The organism is Pseudomonas citronellolis (assembly GCF_001586155.1).
Lineage (GTDB): Bacteria > Pseudomonadota > Gammaproteobacteria > Pseudomonadales > Pseudomonadaceae > Pseudomonas > Pseudomonas citronellolis.
Genome location: NZ_CP014158.1, coordinates 4,388,296 through 4,405,940 on the forward strand (window position 1 = coordinate 4,388,296; position 17,645 = coordinate 4,405,940).

Here is a 17,645-nt window from a genome sequence, read left to right on the forward strand (position 1 = left end):
TCATGTTCGACAAGCTCCTGATCGCCAACCGCGGCGCCATCGCCTGCCGCATCCTGCGGACGCTTCGTGAACTGCGCGTGGGCGGCGTGGCGGTCTACGCCGAGGCCGACGCCGCCAGCCTGCACGTGCAGCAGGCCGACGAAGCCTTCGAACTGGGCGCCGGCCCCGCCGCCGGCACCTACCTCGCGGTCGACAAGATCCTCGCCGCCGCCCGCGCCAGCGGCGCCCAGGCCATCCACCCCGGCTACGGCTTCCTTTCCGAGAACGCCGCCTTCGCCGAGGCCTGCGAAGCCGCCGGCATTGCCTTCGTCGGCCCGACGCCGGAACAGCTGCGGCTGTTCGGCCTGAAGCACACCGCCCGCGCCCTGGCCCGCGAACAGGGCGTGCCCTTGCTCGAAGGCACCGACCTGCTGGAAAGCCTCGACGCCGCCCTCGCCGCCGCCGAACGCGTGGGCTACCCGGTGATGCTCAAGAGCACCGCCGGCGGCGGCGGCATCGGCATGCGCGTGTGCCGCTCGGCGCAAGAGCTGGGCGAAGCCTTCGACGCGGTGAAACGCCTGGGGCAGAACAACTTCAGCGATGCCGGGGTGTTCATCGAGAAATACATCCAGCGCGCCCGCCACCTGGAAGTGCAGGTGTTCGGCGACGGCGCCGGCGAGGTCATCGCCCTCGGCGTGCGCGACTGCTCGGTGCAGCGGCGCAACCAGAAGGTGCTGGAGGAAACCCCGGCGCCGAACCTGCCGACGGGCATGGCCGACGCGCTTTGCGCGGCGGCCATCCAACTGGCCAAAGCGGTCAGCTACCGCAGCGCCGGCACCGTGGAATTCGTCTACGACAGCGAGGCCGAACGCTTCTACTTCCTCGAAGTGAACACCCGCCTGCAGGTGGAGCACGGCGTCACCGAGCAGGTCTGGGGCGTCGACCTGGTGCGCTGGATGATCGAACTGGCCGCCGGCTGCCTGCCGCCGCTGGCCGAACTGGCCGCCGCGCTCAAGCCCAGCGGCCACGCCATTCAGGCGCGCCTGTACGCCGAGGACCCGGGCCGCGACTTCCAGCCCAGCCCCGGCCTGCTCACCGCCGTGCGCTTCCCGCCGGCCGACGGCCGGGCCCTGCGCATCGACACCTGGGTGGAAGCCGGCTGCGAGATACCGCCCTACTTCGACCCGATGATCGCCAAGCTGATCGCCTGGGCGCCCAGCCGCGCCGAAGCCGGCGCCGCCCTCGACCACGCCCTGGCGGACACCCGGCTGTACGGCGTGGAAAGCAACCGCGCCTACCTGCGCCAGATCATCGCCGACGCGCCCTTCGCCAGCGGCTCGCCCTGGACGCGCTGCCTGGAGGGCCTGCGCTACCGCGCCGACACTTTCGAGGTGCTGGGCGCCGGCACCCAGACCAGCGTGCAGGATTACCCCGGCCGCCTAGGCTACTGGGCCGTGGGCGTGCCGCCGTCGGGGCCGATGGACGACCGCGCGCTGCGCCTGGGCAACCGCCTGCTGGGCAACCCGGAAGGCGCGGCGGCGCTGGAGATCACCCTCAGCGGCCCGAGCCTGCGCTTCAACACCGACGCGGTGGTGGCCGTGACCGGTGCGCCGCTGGCCGTGCAACTGGACGGCCGCGAGCAGCCCATGGACACCAGCCTGTTCGTGCCCGCCGGCTCCACCCTGAGCCTCGGCGCCATCGCCGGGGCCGGCGCGCGCAGCTACCTGTGCCTGCGCGGCGGCCTGCAACTGCCGGACTACCTGGGCAGCAAAAGCACCTTCACCCTCGGCCAGTTCGGCGGCCACGGCGGCCGCGCCCTGCGCGCCGGCGACGTGCTGCACCTGGCGCCGCTCGCCGACGCCCGCCACGGCGCCAGCCTGCCCGCCGAACTGCGCAGCGAGCTGCCGGCGCTGCGGCGCATCCGGGTGATCTACGGCCCCCACGGCGCGCCGGAATACTTCACCCCGGCGTACATCCGCACCTTCTTCGCCACCGACTGGGAAGTCCACTTCAACTCCAGCCGCACCGGCGTGCGCCTGATAGGGCCGAAGCCGGAATGGGTGCGCGACAGCGGCGGCGAGGCCGGCCTGCACCCGTCGAACATCCACGACAACCCCTACGCCATCGGCGCGGTGGACTTCACCGGCGACATGCCGGTGATCCTCGGCCCCGACGGCCCCAGCCTGGGCGGCTTCGTCTGCCCGGTGACGGTGATCGAGGCCGACCTCTGGCAGCTCGGCCAGCTCAAGGCCGGCGACAAGGTGCGCTTCGAGCCGGTCGATATCGCCACCGCTCGCGAACTGGCTCTCTCCCAATCCGCGGAATATCGCGCTCTTCGTAGGAGCGAGCTTGCTCGCGAACAGCTCGGCACCGGGTTCGCGAGCAAGGGCTGGGGCGCCCCCCTCGCTCCTACAAGAGCAACCGAGCCAAGCTCGCCCATCGTCCTCGACCTCGGCCGCGATGACACCCGCCTGCTCGCCCGCCTGGCCGGCGACACCCACCTGCTGCTGGAAATCGGCCAACCCGAGCTGGACCTGGTGCTGCGCTTCCGCGCCCACGCACTGATGCAGGCGCTGGAGGCCCTGGCGCTGCCCGGCGTGATCGACCTCACCCCGGGCATCCGCTCGCTGCAGGTGCACTACCAGCCCGAGACGCTGCCCCTGGCGCAGCTGCTGGAGACGGTCGCCGGGCTGTGGGACGAAGTCTGCGCGGCACGCGACCTCAAGGTGCCCTCGCGGATCGTCCACCTGCCGCTGTCCTGGGACGACCCGGCCTGCCAGTTGGCCATCGAGAAATACATGACCACGGTGCGCAAGGACGCCCCCTGGTGCCCGAGCAACCTGGAGTTCATCCGCCGCATCAACGAGCTGCCGGACTTGCAGGCGGTGTACCGCACGGTGTTCGAGGCCAGCTACCTGGTCATGGGCCTGGGCGACGTCTACCTCGGCGCGCCGGTGGCCACCCCGCTGGACCCGCGCCACCGCCTGGTCACCACCAAGTACAACCCGGCGCGCACCTGGACCGCCGAGAACTCCGTGGGCATCGGCGGCGCCTACCTGTGCGTGTACGGCATGGAAGGCCCCGGCGGCTACCAGTTCGTCGGCCGCACCCTGCAGATGTGGAACCGCTACCGCGAGGTCGAGGCCTTCGCCGGCAAGCCCTGGCTGCTGCGCTTCTTCGACCAGATCCGCTTCTACCCGGTGAGCGCGGAGGAGCTGCTGCGCATCCGCCGCGACTTCCCGCTGGGCCGCTACCCGCTGCGCATCGAGGAAAGCGAGCTGCGCCTGGCCGACTACCAGGCCTTCCTGGCCCGCGAGGCGGACGGCATCGAGGCCTTCCGCAGCCACCAGCGCGCCGCCTTCGACGCCGAGCGGCAACGCTGGATCGCCTCCGGCCAGGCCCACTTCGAGAGCGAGGAAGTCGCCCCCGAGCTGGGCGAGGACGCGCCCCTGGGCGCCGGCCAGCACGCCATCGAAAGCCACGTCGCCGGCAACCTCTGGCAGGTGCAGGTGAGCGAGGGCGCCAGCGTCAAGGCCGGCGACACCCTGGTGATCCTCGAGTCGATGAAGATGGAGATCCCCCTGACCGCCCCGCGCGACGGCGTGGTCCGCGAGGTCCGCGTGCAGCCCGGCTCGCCGGTGCGGGCGGGGCAGCGGGTGGTGGTGCTGGAGGAGGGTTGAGCGGGCGTGCCAAGCAAGAGCAAAGAGCCCCTCTCCCCAACCCTCTCCCGCAAGCGGGAGAGGGGGCTGTCCGGAGCAGGGATAGAGATTCGATTCATCCTGAAACCACGGTCCAGCCCGTGATTTGAACCCGACATCGCGCCGGGCCGCTCTTCCCCCTCTCCCTTCAGGGAGAGGGCCGGGGAGAGGGTTGCCGGCCCCGAACTGGAATCCCGAGCATGCCCCACACCTTCGACCTCCGCCTCGCCACCCTCCGCGCCGCCTACCGCGAAGGCCGCGCCACCCCGCGCCAGCTGATCGCCCAACTGCGCGACCGGGCCGCCGCGTTGAACCCGGACTACCACCTGTTCATCCACCTGCTCACCCCGGCGGAACTTGAGCCCTACCTGGCCGCGCTGGACGGCCGCTCGCCCGACGAGCTGCCGCTGTACGGCATCCCCTTCGCCATCAAGGACAACATCGACTTGGCCGGCATCCCCACCACCGCCGCCTGCCCGGCCTTCGCCTATACCCCACAAGCGTCGGCGACGCTGGTGCAGCGGCTGGTCGAGCTGGGCGCCGTGCCCCTGGGCAAGACCAACCTCGACCAGTTCGCCACCGGCCTCAACGGCACCCGCTCGCCCTACGGCGAATGCCGCAACAGCGTGCTGGCCGACTACCCCTCCGGCGGCTCCAGCGCCGGCTCCTCGCTGGCCGTGGCGCTGGGCGTGGCGAGCTTCGCCCTGGGCACCGACACCGCCGGCTCCGGCCGCGTGCCGGCGGCGCTGAACAACCTGGTGGGGCTCAAGCCGAGCAAGGGCCTGCTGTCCAACCACGGCCTGGTGCCGGCCTGCCGTACCCTCGACTGCATCAGCTACTTCAGCGCCACGGCGGCCGAGGCCAGCGAACTGCTCGCCCTGAGCGCCCGCCACGACCCGCTGGACGCCTACAGCCGCGCCAACCCGGCGTGGAACGACGGCAGCGCCTTCGGTGCGCCGCGCCCCTTCCGCTTCGGCGTACCGCGCGCCCGGGACCTGGAATTCTTCGGCTGCGCGGAAGGCCCGGCGCTCTTCGCCCAGGCCATTGAGCAACTGCGCGGCATCGGCGGCACGCCGGTGGAGATCGACTTCGCGCCCTTCCTCGAAGCTGCCCGCCTGCTCTACGAAGGCCCCTGGGTGGCGGAGCGCTACAGCGTCGCCGGCGAGCTGATCGAACGCGAGCCCGACGCCGTGCTGCCGGTGATCCGCGCCGTGCTGGAGAAAGCCCCGGCGGCCAGCGCCGTGGAACTGTTCCGCGCCCAGTACCGCCTGCAGGCGCTCAAGGCGCGCTGCGACGCCATCATGGCCGGGCTGGATTGCGTGCTCACCCCGACCATCGGCCGCCCCGTCAGCCTCGCCGAACTGCACGCCGAACCGGTGCTGCGCAACGCCGAGCTGGGCTACTACACCAACTTCATGAACCTGCTGGACTACGCCGCCCTGGCCCTGCCCAGCGCCTTCATGGACAACGGCCTGCCCTGGGGCCTGACGCTGTTCGGCCGCGCCTTCAGCGACCAGTACCTGCTCGGCCTGGGCGATGCCCTGCAGCGCGCCAGCACCCTGCCCCTGGTCGGCGGCAACGCCCCGGCCGACCCGGCGCCCAAGGCCCCGGCGCGCAACGACCGCACGCGCCTGGTGGTGTGCGGCGCGCACCTGGACGGCCTGGCGCTCAACTGGCAGCTGCGCCAGCGCGGCGCGCGCCTGCTGCAGGCCACCCGCAGCGCGCCGGCCTACAGGCTCTACGCCCTGGCCGGCGGCCCGCCGCTGCGCCCGGGCATGCTGCGGGTGGCCGAGGGCGGCGTGGCCGTCGAAGTGGAAGTCTGGGAACTGCCCAGCGCCGAACTGGGCTCCTTCCTCAGCGGCATCCCGGCGCCGCTGGGCCTGGGCAAGGTGGAACTGGCCGACGGCAGCTGGGAAACCGGCTTCATCTGCGACGCCTGGGGCCTGGCCGGCGCCGAGGACATCAGCGCCTTCGGCGGCTGGCGCGCCTGGCTGGCCAGCCGCGGCTGAGCGCCGCAGTGGAGAGCCGCCGCGGGAGTCGCTAGAGTGGAAAAGTGACCGGCCCCACTCCACCGGATGAACGCACTCGTAGGATGGGTTGAGCCTGCGAAACCCATGCTGCCGTGATGATGGGTATCGCTTCGCTCAACCCATCCTACGAAAAGCGCTTCGGTGCAGTCGGCAAGACAGTTGCTCCTACGAGGTGCGCCATGCCCACGCTCAGCCATCACGACGCCCAGCAGCGCGTCGATGACATCCACGCCTTCACCCGCGAGCTGCAGCGCCTGGGCGAGGAAGGCGCGCTGAGCCTGGACGCGGCCCAGCGCGAGGGCCTACAGGCGCACCACCTGCGCCTGCTGGACGAATACCGCGAGCAGTTCGACATCGACCGCGACAGCCAGGACAGCCGCCTGTCCCTGGGCATGCGCATCGCCTCCTTCCTCGGCGCGCTGGCCCTGGCCGCCAGCCTGTTCTTCCTCTTCTACCAGTTCTGGGGCCTGTTCGGCGAAGCCGTGCAGGTGGGCATCCTCGTCGGCGCTTCGGTGATCACCCTGCTGGCCACCTTCTGGCTGCAACGCCGCGACGCCTCCGGCTACTTCGCCAAGCTGGCGGCCATGCTGGCCTTCGCCGCGCTGGTGCTGAACATCAGCATGCTCGGGCAGATCTTCAACATCACTCCGTCCGAGCGCGCCCTGCTGCCCTGGGCGGCCTACGCCCTGCTGCTGGCCTACCTGTGCGACGCGCGGCTGCTGCTGGGTGCCGGGCTGCTCTGCCTGATGGGCTTCATCGCCGCGCGCTTCGGCACCTGGGGCGGCGTCTACTGGCTGGACGCGGGCGAGCGCCCGGAGAACTTCTTCCCCGCCGCCGTGCTGGTGTTCCTGGTGCCGCTGCTGTTCGAGCAGCGCCGCTTCGACGGCTTCGCCGCGCTGTACCGGGTGTTCGGCCTGCTGGCGCTGTTCGTGCCCATGCTGGTGCTGGCCAACTGGGGCAACGGCAGCTACCTGCCCTTCGCCCCGCACCGCATCGAGGGGCTGTACCAGGTGCTCGGCTTCGTCTGCGCCGCCGCGGCCATCTGGCTGGGCGCGCACCGCGAGTGGCCGGAGGTGGTCAACACGGGGCTGGCGTTCTTCGTCATCTTCCTCTTCACCAAGTTCTACGACTGGTGGTGGGAGGTGCTGCCCAAGTACCTGTTCTTCCTCGCCCTGGGCGTGGCGGCGGTGCTGATCCTGCTGTTCCTGCGCTACCTGCGCAACGCCCACGGCCTGCTGGGAGGACGCCTGTGATGAACATCACCCGCAACCACGGACTGCTGCTGGGCCTGGGCCTGATCCTGCTGAGCAACGCCGCCGCCCTCGGCGCCGCGGCCTGGAACCGCAGCGGCGAGCCGGACAGCCGCCTGAACCTCAGCGAACGCGAGCTGCAGCGCAACAGCGACTGGCACCGCGAGAACAGCGGCGTGAGCCTGCGCCTGCTGTGGCGCATCCCCGGCGACGAGGCCACTGCCGCCTGGGCCCCGCGCATTCCGCTGGAGACCATGCGCGCACTGGGCTTCCGGGTGCCGGACAAGGTCGACCGCGACAGCGCCCTGGCCTTCGACCGCCAGCAGGCCCGCGACGCCCTGCTGGTGCTGGAACTGGACGGCCCGCTGTACCAGCGCGAGCTGGCCCTGGCCCGCGAGCGCCTGGCCCAGGCGGAAAAACGCCTGGCCGCCAGCCCCGACGACGTGCACCTGAAGAGTGAGCGCGACTTCCAGCGCAGCGCCCTGGACAACGAGGAACAGCGCGCCAGCCGGCTGTTCCTGGCCGACGCCGGCACCGACCTGCAGGCCCTGCGCCAGCAGTACCCGGACCGCCAGCACTACGCCATCGTCCACGGCCAGGTGCGGCCCATCTCGCTGTACCGCAACCGCGCCTGGGCCCTGGGCGGCAGTGCCAGCACCGAAGGCGTGCGCGCGCTCAACGTGCCGCAGCGCTGGCACGACGAACTGGAGGGCCTGGCCCCGCGCGCCGAACAGCGCGCGGCCCAGGAGCAGCCGCAGCCCTTCGGCGCCGAGGTGGCCTTCGGCCAACGCCTGGAGCCGTGGATAGAACAGATCCAGGCGCGCTGAGCGGCCACCGCCACGCCCCGCGAAGAGGCATGGCCAGGTGCCATCTAGGACTTTGGGCCTAGTACCTATTGAACATTGCGCTCCATGGCCGGGTGACTAAGGTGGAATACAGGCCCTGCCGATATCCGCGACGGAGCCCGTGCCAGTTGTAGCCTCTCGAGGATTGCTCCCTGCCTCCCAGCCCCGCCGTCCGGCGGGGCTTCTTTATGCCCTGGCGGTAGCCTGGCGCTGTCCTTGCCCCTGGCACTGCCCTTGCTAGAGCTTCTGCGGCACGGCCCAACGGCGGGTCGTCCACCGACACCGGCGTTCCTTCGCCCACCCGCCTGGCGCGGGGCGAAGCGGCGCCTTTTTGCCCCGAGGTAGCGATGACCGACATGACCGCCGAACTGCACCCACTGGCCTGGGTCGCGGGCTCCGATGCACCAGAAAAGAGCGTGCTCGACCTGGGCTTCATGGCCCTGAGCGACGCCGCCTCGCTGATAGTCGCGGCCACCCAGGGCTTCGCCCAGCCCTACGGGCTGACGCTCAACCTGCACCGCCAGGGCTCCTGGGCCATGCTCCGCGACGGCCTGCTCGGTGGCCAGCTGGATGCCGCCCATTGCCTGTACGGGCTGGTCTACGGCGTGCAGCTGGGCATCGGCGGGGTGCCGGCCACCGACATGGCGGTGCTCATGGGCCTGTGCCGGAACGGCCAGGCGATCAACCTCTCCGCCGCCCTGCAGCGCGACGGCGTGACCAGCGCCGATGCCCTGCGCCGGCTGGTCCTGGACCAGGGCGCGCGGCTGACCCTGGCGCACACCTTCCCCACCGGCACCCACGCCCTGTGGCTCTACTACTGGCTGGCCAGCCTGGGCATCCACCCGCTGCGCGACGTCGACACCCTGGTGGTGCCGCCGGCGCAGATGGTCGAGCACCTGCGCGCCGGGCGCATCGACGGCTTCTGCGCCGGCGGGCCCTGGGGCGCCCTGGCCATCGACGAAGGCATGGGCTTCACCGTCGCCACCAGCCAGTCCATCTGGCCGGACCACCCGGAAAAGGTCCTCGGCGCCACCCGCGCCTTCGTCGAGGAGTGCCCCAACGCCGCCCGCGCCCTGGTCATGGCCCTGCTCGACGCCAGCCGCTTCATCGAGGCCAGCGAGGCGAACCTGCGCGGCACCGCCCAACTGATCAGCGGCAGCGACTACCTCGACGCGCCCCTGGCGAGCATCGAGCCGCGCCTGCTCGGCCACTACCAGGACGGCCTCGGCCACGCCTGGAAGGACGCCCACCCGCTGCGCTTCCACGACGCCGGGCGGGCCAACCAGCCCTGGCTGTCCGACGGCCTGTGGTTCATCACCCAGTTCCGCCGCTGGGGCCTGCTGCGCGGTGAGCCGGACTACCTCGCCATCGCCGGGCAGGTGCAGCAGCAGGCGCTGTACCGCGAAGCCGCCCAGGCCCAGGGCATCGCCGTGGACGAGCGCGGCCTGCGCAGTTCGACGCTGCTCGACGGCAAGCCCTGGGATGGCACGGACCCGGCCGGCTACGCCCGCGGCTTCGCCCTGCACGCCCTGAACGACGCCTGAGGGAGCTGCGAAGATGCTGCGCATCCTGCTGATCAACGACACCGCCAGCAAGGTCGGGCGCCTGCGCGCCGCACTGGTCGAGGCCGGTTTCGAAGTGCTCGACGAATCCGGCCTGAGCGTCGACCTGCCGGCGCGGGTCCAGGCCCTGCACCCGGACGTGATCCTCATCGACAGCGCCTCGCCCGGCCGCGACGTGCTGGAGCAGGTGGTGCTGGTGAGCCGCGACCAGCCCCGCCCCATCGTCCTGTTCACCGACGAGCACGACCCCCAGGTGATGCGCCAGGCCATCCGCTCGGGGGTCAGCGCCTACATCGTCGAAGGCATCCAGGCCGAGCGCCTGCAGCCGATCCTCGAAGTGGCCATGGCCCGCTTCGAGAGCGACCAGGCCCTGCGCGCCCAGCTCCAGGCCCGCGAGCAGCAGTTGGTGGAACGCAAGCGCATCGAGCTGGCCAAGGGGCTGCTGATGAAGATGAAGGGCTGCCCCGAGGAAGAGGCCTACACCCTGATGCGCCGCCAGGCCATGAGCCGCCAGCAGAAGCTGGTGCAGGTGGCCGAGCAGATCATCGCGATGCATGAGATGCTGGGCCACTGAGCCGCGGCCAGTGGCCAGCGGCGGCACCGCGCGATCATCGCGCCAGCGCCACTGCTGGCCCAGCCCGCGAGCGAAGCGGCCTATGCTGCCGCCGCCCCGCCGCCATGGCGGGGCCAGGACCCGCTTCCGCCGCCTGCGCGGAAGCCCGCAGTGGGCGCGCCTGGCCAGGCCCCCGGACGCCCACCCGTCAGCGCCGGCACGCCGGCCCAGCAGAGGCACCCATGCTCGACATCAGTACCTGGAACCTCAGCGTTCCCACCGACCCCAGGCCCACCGAGGTCACCACCCAGCAGATCGCCCGCGGCTACCAGAGCCACTTCTTCACCCGCAACAGCGCACGGATGACCTTCTGGGTGCCGGTCACCGGCTCGCACACCTCCGACAGCGTGTTCCCGCGCAGCGAACTGCGCGAGACGCTGCCCGACGGCTCCATCTACAACTGGTACTACCGCGCCGCCGACAACGAGCTGCGCGCCACCCTGACGGTGGAACAGGTGCCGTCGAAGAACAAGGTGATCATCGGCCAGATCCACAGCAAGTCGCCCTACAGCAACGACGGCGAGCCGCTGGTCAAGCTGCAGTACCACTACATCCCCGGCCAGGAGAGCGGGCGCATCGAGGCCCTGGTACGCAACCACCCCGACGACTCCGCGGTGGTCAACGTGCCCCTGCTCAACGGCGTGCAGCTGGGCGAGCGCGTCACCTACAGCCTGCGCGTCACCTCCTCGGGCAACCTGGGCATCCGCGCGCGCAGCGCCGACGGCGCGGAGAACTACTACAGCAAGGCGCTCAGCAGCACCTGGTCGAAACAGCTGCTGTACTTCAAGGCCGGCGCCTACATCGCCGACAACTACGGCCCCAGCGACGAGGGCGCGCGGGTGACCTTCTACCACATCAACATCGCCCACCGCTGAAATCGCCCGCCGGCAGGCTGCCCGGGCGGGCCGCCAGGGCCTAGAATCGGCCTCCTCTTCCACCGCTTCGCGCAAGGTACCCATGGCCCGCCTCGACCTGCAGTTCCCCGAGGAACTGTTCTGCTACCAGACCCAGCTGACCGTCCGCGTCACCGACATCAACGGCGCCCGCCACCTGGGCAACGACTCCATGATCTCGATGATCTCCGAGGCCCGCGCGCGCTTCCTGTTCGACTTCGGCATCAGCGAGAGCGTCGGCGCGGACGGCACCGGCATCATCGTCACCGACCTGGCCACCACCTACCGCGCCGAGGCCCACGCCCGCGACCGCCTGCTGTTCGAGGTGGGCGTGATGGACTTCAACAGGTACGGCGGCGACATCATCTTCCGCATCACCCGCCCGGCCGACGCCACCCTGGTGGCCATGGCCAAGTCCGGCTTCGTGTTCTTCGACTACCGCCAGCGCAAGGTGGTGCCCATGCCCGAGGCCATGAAGGCGGCCTTCCCGGCGGTCAACCGGGTGGACTGAAGCGCCCCATCGGCGGGCACCGGGTCCGCCCCGGCGCCCCTTTCTGGTTCGCCCATGGGCCGGTTTCGCCGGTCAGGTAGCCGATTCCACGTCACCTGCGCGGTTGGCCCGGCCCTTGCTGTGGCACCTGCGGTGGCGATCAACGGCGATCCCCCATTCACACGACAAAGGCGTCGCATCCGCACCTGCCCCACGGGGTAGTGCGCGGAGCGGCGCCTTTTTCGTTTCACCCCGGCGCAGGGGTGTGCGGGACCTGAACGAGACGCGCGACCGCCGCTGACGGCGGCGCCACGAACCCCTCTACCGTTGCTGACGAGGTACCCTCCATGAACACCAGCTTCTGGAAAGCCGGCCACGCGCCGACGCTGTTCGCCGCCTTCCTCTACTTCGACCTGAGCTTCATGGTCTGGTACCTGCTCGGCCCGCTGGCCGTGCAGATCGCCGCCGACCTGCAGCTGACCACCCAGCAGCGCGCCCTGATGGTCGCAACGCCGATCCTCTCCGGCGCGCTGCTGCGCTTCGTCATGGGCCTGCTGGCCGACCGCTGGTCGCCCAGGCGCGCCGGCCTGTTCGGCCAGGTGATCGTCATCGCCAGCCTCGCCGGCGCCTGGAGCCTGGGCATCCACAACCTGGAGCAGGCGCTGCTGTTCGGCGTGCTGCTGGGCATGGCCGGCGCCTCCTTCGCCGTGGCCCTGCCGCTGGCCTCGCAGTGGTACCCGCCGCAGCACCAGGGCAAGGCCATGGGCATCGCCGGCGCGGGCAATTCCGGCACCGTGTTCGCCGCCCTGTTCGCCCCGGTGCTGGCGGCGGCCTTCGGCTGGCAGAACGTCTTCGGCTTCGCCCTGATCCCGCTGTTGCTGACCCTGGCGGTGTTCGCCCTGCTCGCCCGCAACGCCCCCGAGCGGCCGGCGCCGAAATCCCTGGGCGACTACCTCAAGGCCCTGGGCGACCGCGACAGCTGGTGGTTCATGTTCTTCTACAGCGTGACCTTCGGCGGCTTCCTCGGCCTGGCCGCCACCCTGCCCGGCTACTTCCACGACCAGTACGGCCTGGACCCGGTCACCGCCGGCTACTACACCGCCGCCTGCGTCTTCGCCGGCAGCCTGATGCGCCCGCTGGGCGGCGCCCTGGCCGACCGCATCGGCGGCATCCGCAGCCTGCTGGCGATGTACACGGTGGCCTCGGTGTGCATCGCCGCGGTCGGCTTCCACCTGCCCAACGCGGTGGCCGCCCTGGGCCTGTTCGTGGCCGCCATGCTCAGCCTGGGCGCCGGCAACGGCGCGGTGTTCCAGCTGGTGCCGCAGCGCTTCCGCCAGAGCATCGGGGTGATGACCGGGCTGATCGGCATGGCCGGCGGCATCGGCGGCTTCTGCCTGACCGCGGGCCTGGGCGCCATCAAGCAGGCCAGCGGCGACTACCAGCTGGGCCTGTGGCTGTTCGCCGCCCTCGGCGTACTGGCCTGGTTCGGCCTGCATGGGGTGAAGCGGCGCTGGCGTACCACCTGGGGCAGTGCTGCGGTGACTGCGGCGCGGGTTTGAAGGCTTCCTGGGGCGTAGGTGCCGGGTGTAAGAGCGCCCTCTCCCCAACCCTCTCCCTGAAGGGAGAGGGGGCTGTCCTGAGCGGGTGGGGAGTTTGGAGTCATCCTGATACTCCTCATCCGCGAACGCGGGAACATAGGGCGAATAACCGTTCGCGGTTATCCGCCGTTGAAAAGGCGGATCGGGAATGACGAGGTGAAAGGATGAAGACGGTCCCCCAGCCCCCTCCGAACGGCCCCCTCTCCCTCTGGGAGAGGGTTGGGGTGAGGGCGCGGAGTCAACCTGATTCACCGCAGCCCAACCCCCTTCGCGAGCAAGCTCGCTCCTACGAAGAGCACGCAACCCCCATGACTTTGCAACTGACCATCGCCCAGGCCAGCGCCACCGGCCCGCGCACGGAAAACCAGGATGCCCTGCGGGTGGTCACCCCGCCCGCCGACCTGGCCGCCAGCAAGGGCCACCTGTTCGCCCTGGCCGACGGCGTCAGCCAGTGCGCCGACGGCGGCCTGGCCGCGTGCCTGACCGTGCAGGCGCTGGCCAGCGACTACTACGCCACCCCGGAGACCTGGGCCATCGCCCAGGCCCTGGACCGCCTGCTGCTCTCGCAGAACCGCTGGCTGCAGGCCAACGGCGGCGGCCAGCCGCTGCTCACCACCCTCACCGCGCTGGTCCTGCGCGGCCGGCGCTTCACCCTCGCCCACGTCGGCGACTGCCGCCTGTACCGCTGGCGCGACGGCGAGCTGGAATGCCTGACCCAGGACCACGTCTGGGAACAGCCGGGCATGCAGCACGTGCTCAAGCGCGCCCTGGGCCTGGACCAGCACCTGGTGGTGGACTACCGCGACGGCGAGCTGCAGGAGGGCGAGAGCTTCCTGCTGGCCAGCGACGGCGTCTGGGCCACCCTGGGCGACGCCGGCATCCGCCGCATCCTCGCCGATGCCCGCGAACCGCGGGGTGCCGCCGAAGCCCTGGTCAAGGCCGCGCACCTGGCCGGCAGCCAGGACAACGCCAGCGCCCTGCTGGTGCGCATCGACGCCCTGCCCGCCAGCGGCCTGGGCGACACCCTGGCGCAACTGGAGCACTGGCCGCTGCCGCCGGAACTGCGCCACGGCCAGATGTTCGAGGGCTGGCAGGTCGAAGGGCGCCTGGCGCAGTCGCGGCAATCGCTGATCTACCGCGTGCGCGACGCCCAGCAACGCCCCTGGCTGCTGAAGACGCTGCCGCCTGCGCTGCACGACGAGCCACAAGCCAGCCAGGCCCTGCTGCTGGAGGAATGGTTCCTGCGCCGCGTGCAGGGCCGCCACTTCCCCGAGCTGCACGGCCTGCCGCAGCGTCAGCACCTGTACTACGTGATGCGCGAATACCCCGGGCAGACCCTGGCCGAACGCCTGCGCCAGGGCCCCCTGCCACTGGCCCAATGGCAGTCACTGGCGCCGCGCCTGTTGCACGCCCTCGGCCAGCTGCACCGGCGCAACATCCTGCACCGCGACGTCAAGCCGGAGAACCTGCACCTGGGCGAGGACGGCGAGCTGCGCCTGCTGGACTTCGGCCTGGCCTACTGCCCGGGCCTGTCCGGCGACGAAGCCCACCAGTTGCCCGGCACGCCCTCCTACCTGGCCCCGGAAAGCTTCCAGGGCGCCGCCCCGGAGCCGCGCCAGGACCTCTACGCCGCCGGCGTCACCCTCTACCGCCTGCTCTGCGAACGCTACCCCTACGGCGAAATCGAAGCCTTCCAGCACCCGCGCTTCGGCAGCCCGACGCCGGCCAGCCGCTACCGCCCCGACCTGCCGGCCTGGCTCGACGCCTGGCTGCTGCGCGCCGTGGCCGCCGACCCGGCGCAGCGCTTCGAGACCGCCGAGCAAGCCCTGCTGGCGCTGGAACAGGGCGAACGCCAGGCCGGCCAGGCCAGCCGCCCGCGGCCGCTGCTGGAACGCGAGCCGCTGCGCTTCTGGCGCGGCCTGGCGCTGGCCTCGCTGCTGTTCAACCTGGCGTTGCTGGCCTGGCTGCTGCGCCACTGAGCGCGCACCAGTTCGAACCCGCCCGCCTCATCACGGTGCAGAAAAACCCCGGCAGCACCGCGAAACCCCGCTGAATCCGCGCTCCGACGACCTGGCACGGCACCTGCAAGAGCACTGGCAACAATCTACAAAAGCGCGTCCCTCAACGAAGAGGCTCGCACTTCCCGATCGATCGGGACTTGGACAAAGGCGTCCTCGCCGGGCAACCGGCGGGACGCCTTTTTTGTTTTCCGTGATACCAGGAGCCCTTGCATGAAGAAGCTCAAGCTCGTCCTGATCGGCAACGGCATGGCCGGCATCCGCACCCTCGAGGAACTGCTGAAGATCGCCCCGGACCTCTACGAGATCACCGTGTTCGGCGCCGAGCCCCACCCCAACTACAACCGCATCCTGCTCTCGCCGGTGCTGGCCGGGGAGCAGACCTTCGAGGACATCGTCCTCAACGACCTCAACTGGTACGCCGACAACGGCATCCGCCTGCTGCTCGACCGCAAGGTGGTGAAGCTCGACCGCCGCCTGCGCAAGGTCTACGCCGCCGACGGCAGCGAGGCCGAGTACGACCGTCTGGTGATCGCCACCGGCTCCAACCCCTTCATCCTGCCGGTGCCGGGCAACCGCCTGGAGGGCGTGATCGGCTACCGCGACATCGCCGACACCCAGGCCATGATCGACACCGCGAAAAGCCACAGCCACGCGGTGGTCATCGGCGGCGGCCTGCTCGGCCTGGAAGCGGCCAACGGCCTCAAGCAGCGCGGCATGGACGTCACCGTGGTGCACCTCGCCGACTGGCTGCTGGAGCGCCAGCTCGACCGTACCGCCGGCAAGCTGCTGCAATCGGCCCTGGAGGCGCGCGGCATCCGCTTCCGCCTGAACACCGTCACCGACGAGCTGGTGGACAACGGCGACGGCCGCGTCTGCGCCGTGCAGTTCAAGGACGGCGACGTGGTGGCCGCCGATCTGGTGGTGATGGCCGCCGGCATCCGCCCCAACACCGAGCTGGCGGAAAAGTCCGGCATCCCCTGCAACCGCGGCATCCTGGTCAACGACACCCTGCAGACCTACGACCCGCGCATCTACGCCATCGGCGAGTGCGCCAGCCACCGCGGCATCGCCTACGGCCTGGTGGCGCCGCTGTTCGAGCAGGCCAAGGTCTGCGCCAACCACCTGGCCCAGTTCGGCTTCGCCAGCTACAAGGGCTCGGTGGTCTCGACCAAGCTCAAGGTCACCGGCATCGACCTGTTCTCCGCCGGCGACTTCATGGGCGGCGAAGGCACCGAGACCATCACCCTCTCCGACCCCATCGGCGGCGTCTACAAGAAGCTGGTGATCAAGGACGACGTGCTGGTCGGCGCCTGCCTGTACGGCGACACCGCCGACGGCGGCTGGTACTTCCGGCAGATCCGCGAGAACCACAACGTGGCGCAGATCCGCGACCACCTGATGTTCGGCGAAAGCAGCCTGGGCGACGCCGGCCACCAGGGCCAGAGCAGCGCCGCGAGCATGCCCGACAGCGCCGAGGTATGCGGCTGCAACGGCGTGTGCAAGGGCACCATAGTCAAGGCCATCCAGGAGAACGGCCTGTTCAGCGTCGACGAGGTGAAGAAGCACACCAAGGCGGCCAGCAGCTGCGGCTCCTGCGCCGGCCTGGTGGAGCAGATCCTGATCAGCACCGTGGGCGGCGCGGCGGACGTCAAGCCCAAGAGCGAGAAGGCCATCTGCGGCTGCAGCGAACTCAACCACGGCCAGGTGCGCAAGGCCATCCGCGAGCACCACCTGACCTCCATGGCCGAGGCCATGCGCTTCATGGACTGGAGCACGCCCAACGGCTGCGCCACCTGCCGCCCGGCGCTGAACTACTACCTGATCTCCACCTGGCCGGGCGAGGCGAAGGACGACGCGCAGTCGCGCCTGATCAACGAACGCGCCCACGCCAACATCCAGAAGGACGGCACCTACTCGGTGGTGCCGCGCATGTGGGGCGGCGTGACCAACCCGGCCGAGCTGCGGCGCATCGCCGACGTCGCCGACAAGTACCAGGTGCCCATGGTCAAGGTCACCGGCGGCCAGCGCATCGACCTGCTGGGGGTGAAGAAGGAAGACCTGCCGGCGATCTGGAAGGACCTCGACATGCCCTCCGGGCACGCTTACGGCAAGTCCATCCGCACCGTGAAGACCTGCGTGGGCAGCGAGTTCTGCCGCTTCGGCACGCAGAACTCGACGCAGCTGGGCATCGACCTGGAGCACGACCTGTTCAACATGTGGTCGCCGCACAAGGTCAAGCTCGCCGTCTCCGGCTGCCCGCGCAACTGCGCCGAGGCCGGCATCAAGGACATCGGCATCATCGGCGTCGACTCCGGCTGGGAGCTGTACATCGGCGGCAACGGCGGGATCAAGACCGAGGTGGCGGAGTTCTTCGTCAAGCTCAAGACCTCGGACGAAGTGCGCGAGTACAGCGGCGCCTTCCTCCAGCTCTACCGCGAGGAAGCCTTCTACCTGGAGCGCACCGTGCACTACCTGCAGCGCGTGGGCATGGAGCACATCAAGAAAGCCGTACTGGAGGACGCGGAGAACCGCAAGGCGCTCAACGCCCGCCTGCAGTACGCCCTGTCGCTGGAGCAGGACCCGTGGCAACAGCGCATCGAGCAGCCACGGCTGAAGCAGGAATTCGAACGCATCCCGCTCGTGCAACTGGAAAGCGCCTGACCGGC

At 70.5% G+C, this 17,645-nt stretch carries 11 protein-coding genes; all 11 read left to right on the forward strand.

Annotated features, from left to right (window positions below):
* The first annotated feature begins 2 nt into the window (after window positions 1–2).
* The 11 genes from uca (at window position 3) to nirB (ending at window position 17,640) form a co-directional block, all read left to right on the forward strand.
* Complete coding sequence (gene uca / locus PcP3B5_RS19030) at window positions 3–3,659, forward strand: urea carboxylase (RefSeq protein WP_061562134.1); 3,657 nt, start codon at window positions 3–5, stop codon at window positions 3,657–3,659.
* Between the two features lie 218 nt (window positions 3,660–3,877).
* Window positions 3,878–5,686, forward strand: a complete 1,809-nt coding sequence (atzF, locus tag PcP3B5_RS19035) for an allophanate hydrolase (RefSeq protein WP_061562135.1) — start codon at window positions 3,878–3,880, stop codon at window positions 5,684–5,686.
* Between the two features lie 200 nt (window positions 5,687–5,886).
* Window positions 5,887–6,960 carry a DUF2157 domain-containing protein gene (locus PcP3B5_RS19040; RefSeq protein ID WP_061562136.1) on the forward strand — a complete coding sequence of 358 codons (1,074 nt, stop codon included), beginning with the start codon at window positions 5,887–5,889 and terminating at the stop codon, window positions 6,958–6,960.
* Window positions 6,960–7,784 (forward strand): DUF4824 family protein, encoded by an 825-nt coding sequence (locus PcP3B5_RS19045; protein ID WP_061562137.1) that lies wholly within the window; start codon window positions 6,960–6,962, stop codon window positions 7,782–7,784. The genes PcP3B5_RS19040 and PcP3B5_RS19045 overlap by 1 nt, the downstream gene beginning before the upstream one ends.
* Window positions 7,785–8,149: 365 nt before the next feature.
* Window positions 8,150–9,346, forward strand: a complete 1,197-nt coding sequence (locus tag PcP3B5_RS19050; protein ID WP_082816358.1) for a CmpA/NrtA family ABC transporter substrate-binding protein — start codon at window positions 8,150–8,152, stop codon at window positions 9,344–9,346.
* A gap of 13 nt (window positions 9,347–9,359) precedes the next feature.
* Entirely contained in the window at window positions 9,360–9,938 is a 579-nt protein-coding gene (locus tag PcP3B5_RS19055; protein WP_009618744.1) for an ANTAR domain-containing response regulator, read from the forward strand.
* Window positions 9,939–10,159: 221 nt separating this feature from the next.
* Window positions 10,160–10,852 (forward strand): polysaccharide lyase family 7 protein, encoded by a 693-nt coding sequence (locus tag PcP3B5_RS19060; protein ID WP_009618743.1) that lies wholly within the window; start codon window positions 10,160–10,162, stop codon window positions 10,850–10,852.
* A gap of 82 nt (window positions 10,853–10,934) precedes the next feature.
* A complete protein-coding gene (locus PcP3B5_RS19065) occupies window positions 10,935–11,381 on the forward strand; it encodes a thioesterase family protein (protein WP_061562138.1) in 447 nt (148 codons plus the stop codon).
* A gap of 326 nt (window positions 11,382–11,707) precedes the next feature.
* Window positions 11,708–12,919: a nitrate/nitrite transporter gene (locus tag PcP3B5_RS19070; protein WP_058070258.1), complete on the forward strand. Its 1,212-nt coding sequence runs from the start codon at window positions 11,708–11,710 to the stop codon at window positions 12,917–12,919.
* A 347-nt stretch (window positions 12,920–13,266) separates the two neighbouring features.
* The gene (locus tag PcP3B5_RS19075; RefSeq protein ID WP_061562139.1) at window positions 13,267–14,937 is read left to right on the forward strand and encodes a bifunctional protein-serine/threonine kinase/phosphatase; all 1,671 of its coding nucleotides are present in this window, start codon (window positions 13,267–13,269) and stop codon (window positions 14,935–14,937) included.
* A gap of 252 nt (window positions 14,938–15,189) precedes the next feature.
* Entirely contained in the window at window positions 15,190–17,640 is a 2,451-nt protein-coding gene (gene nirB, locus PcP3B5_RS19080; protein WP_061562140.1) for a nitrite reductase large subunit NirB, read from the forward strand.
* Window positions 17,641–17,645 lie beyond the last annotated feature (5 nt).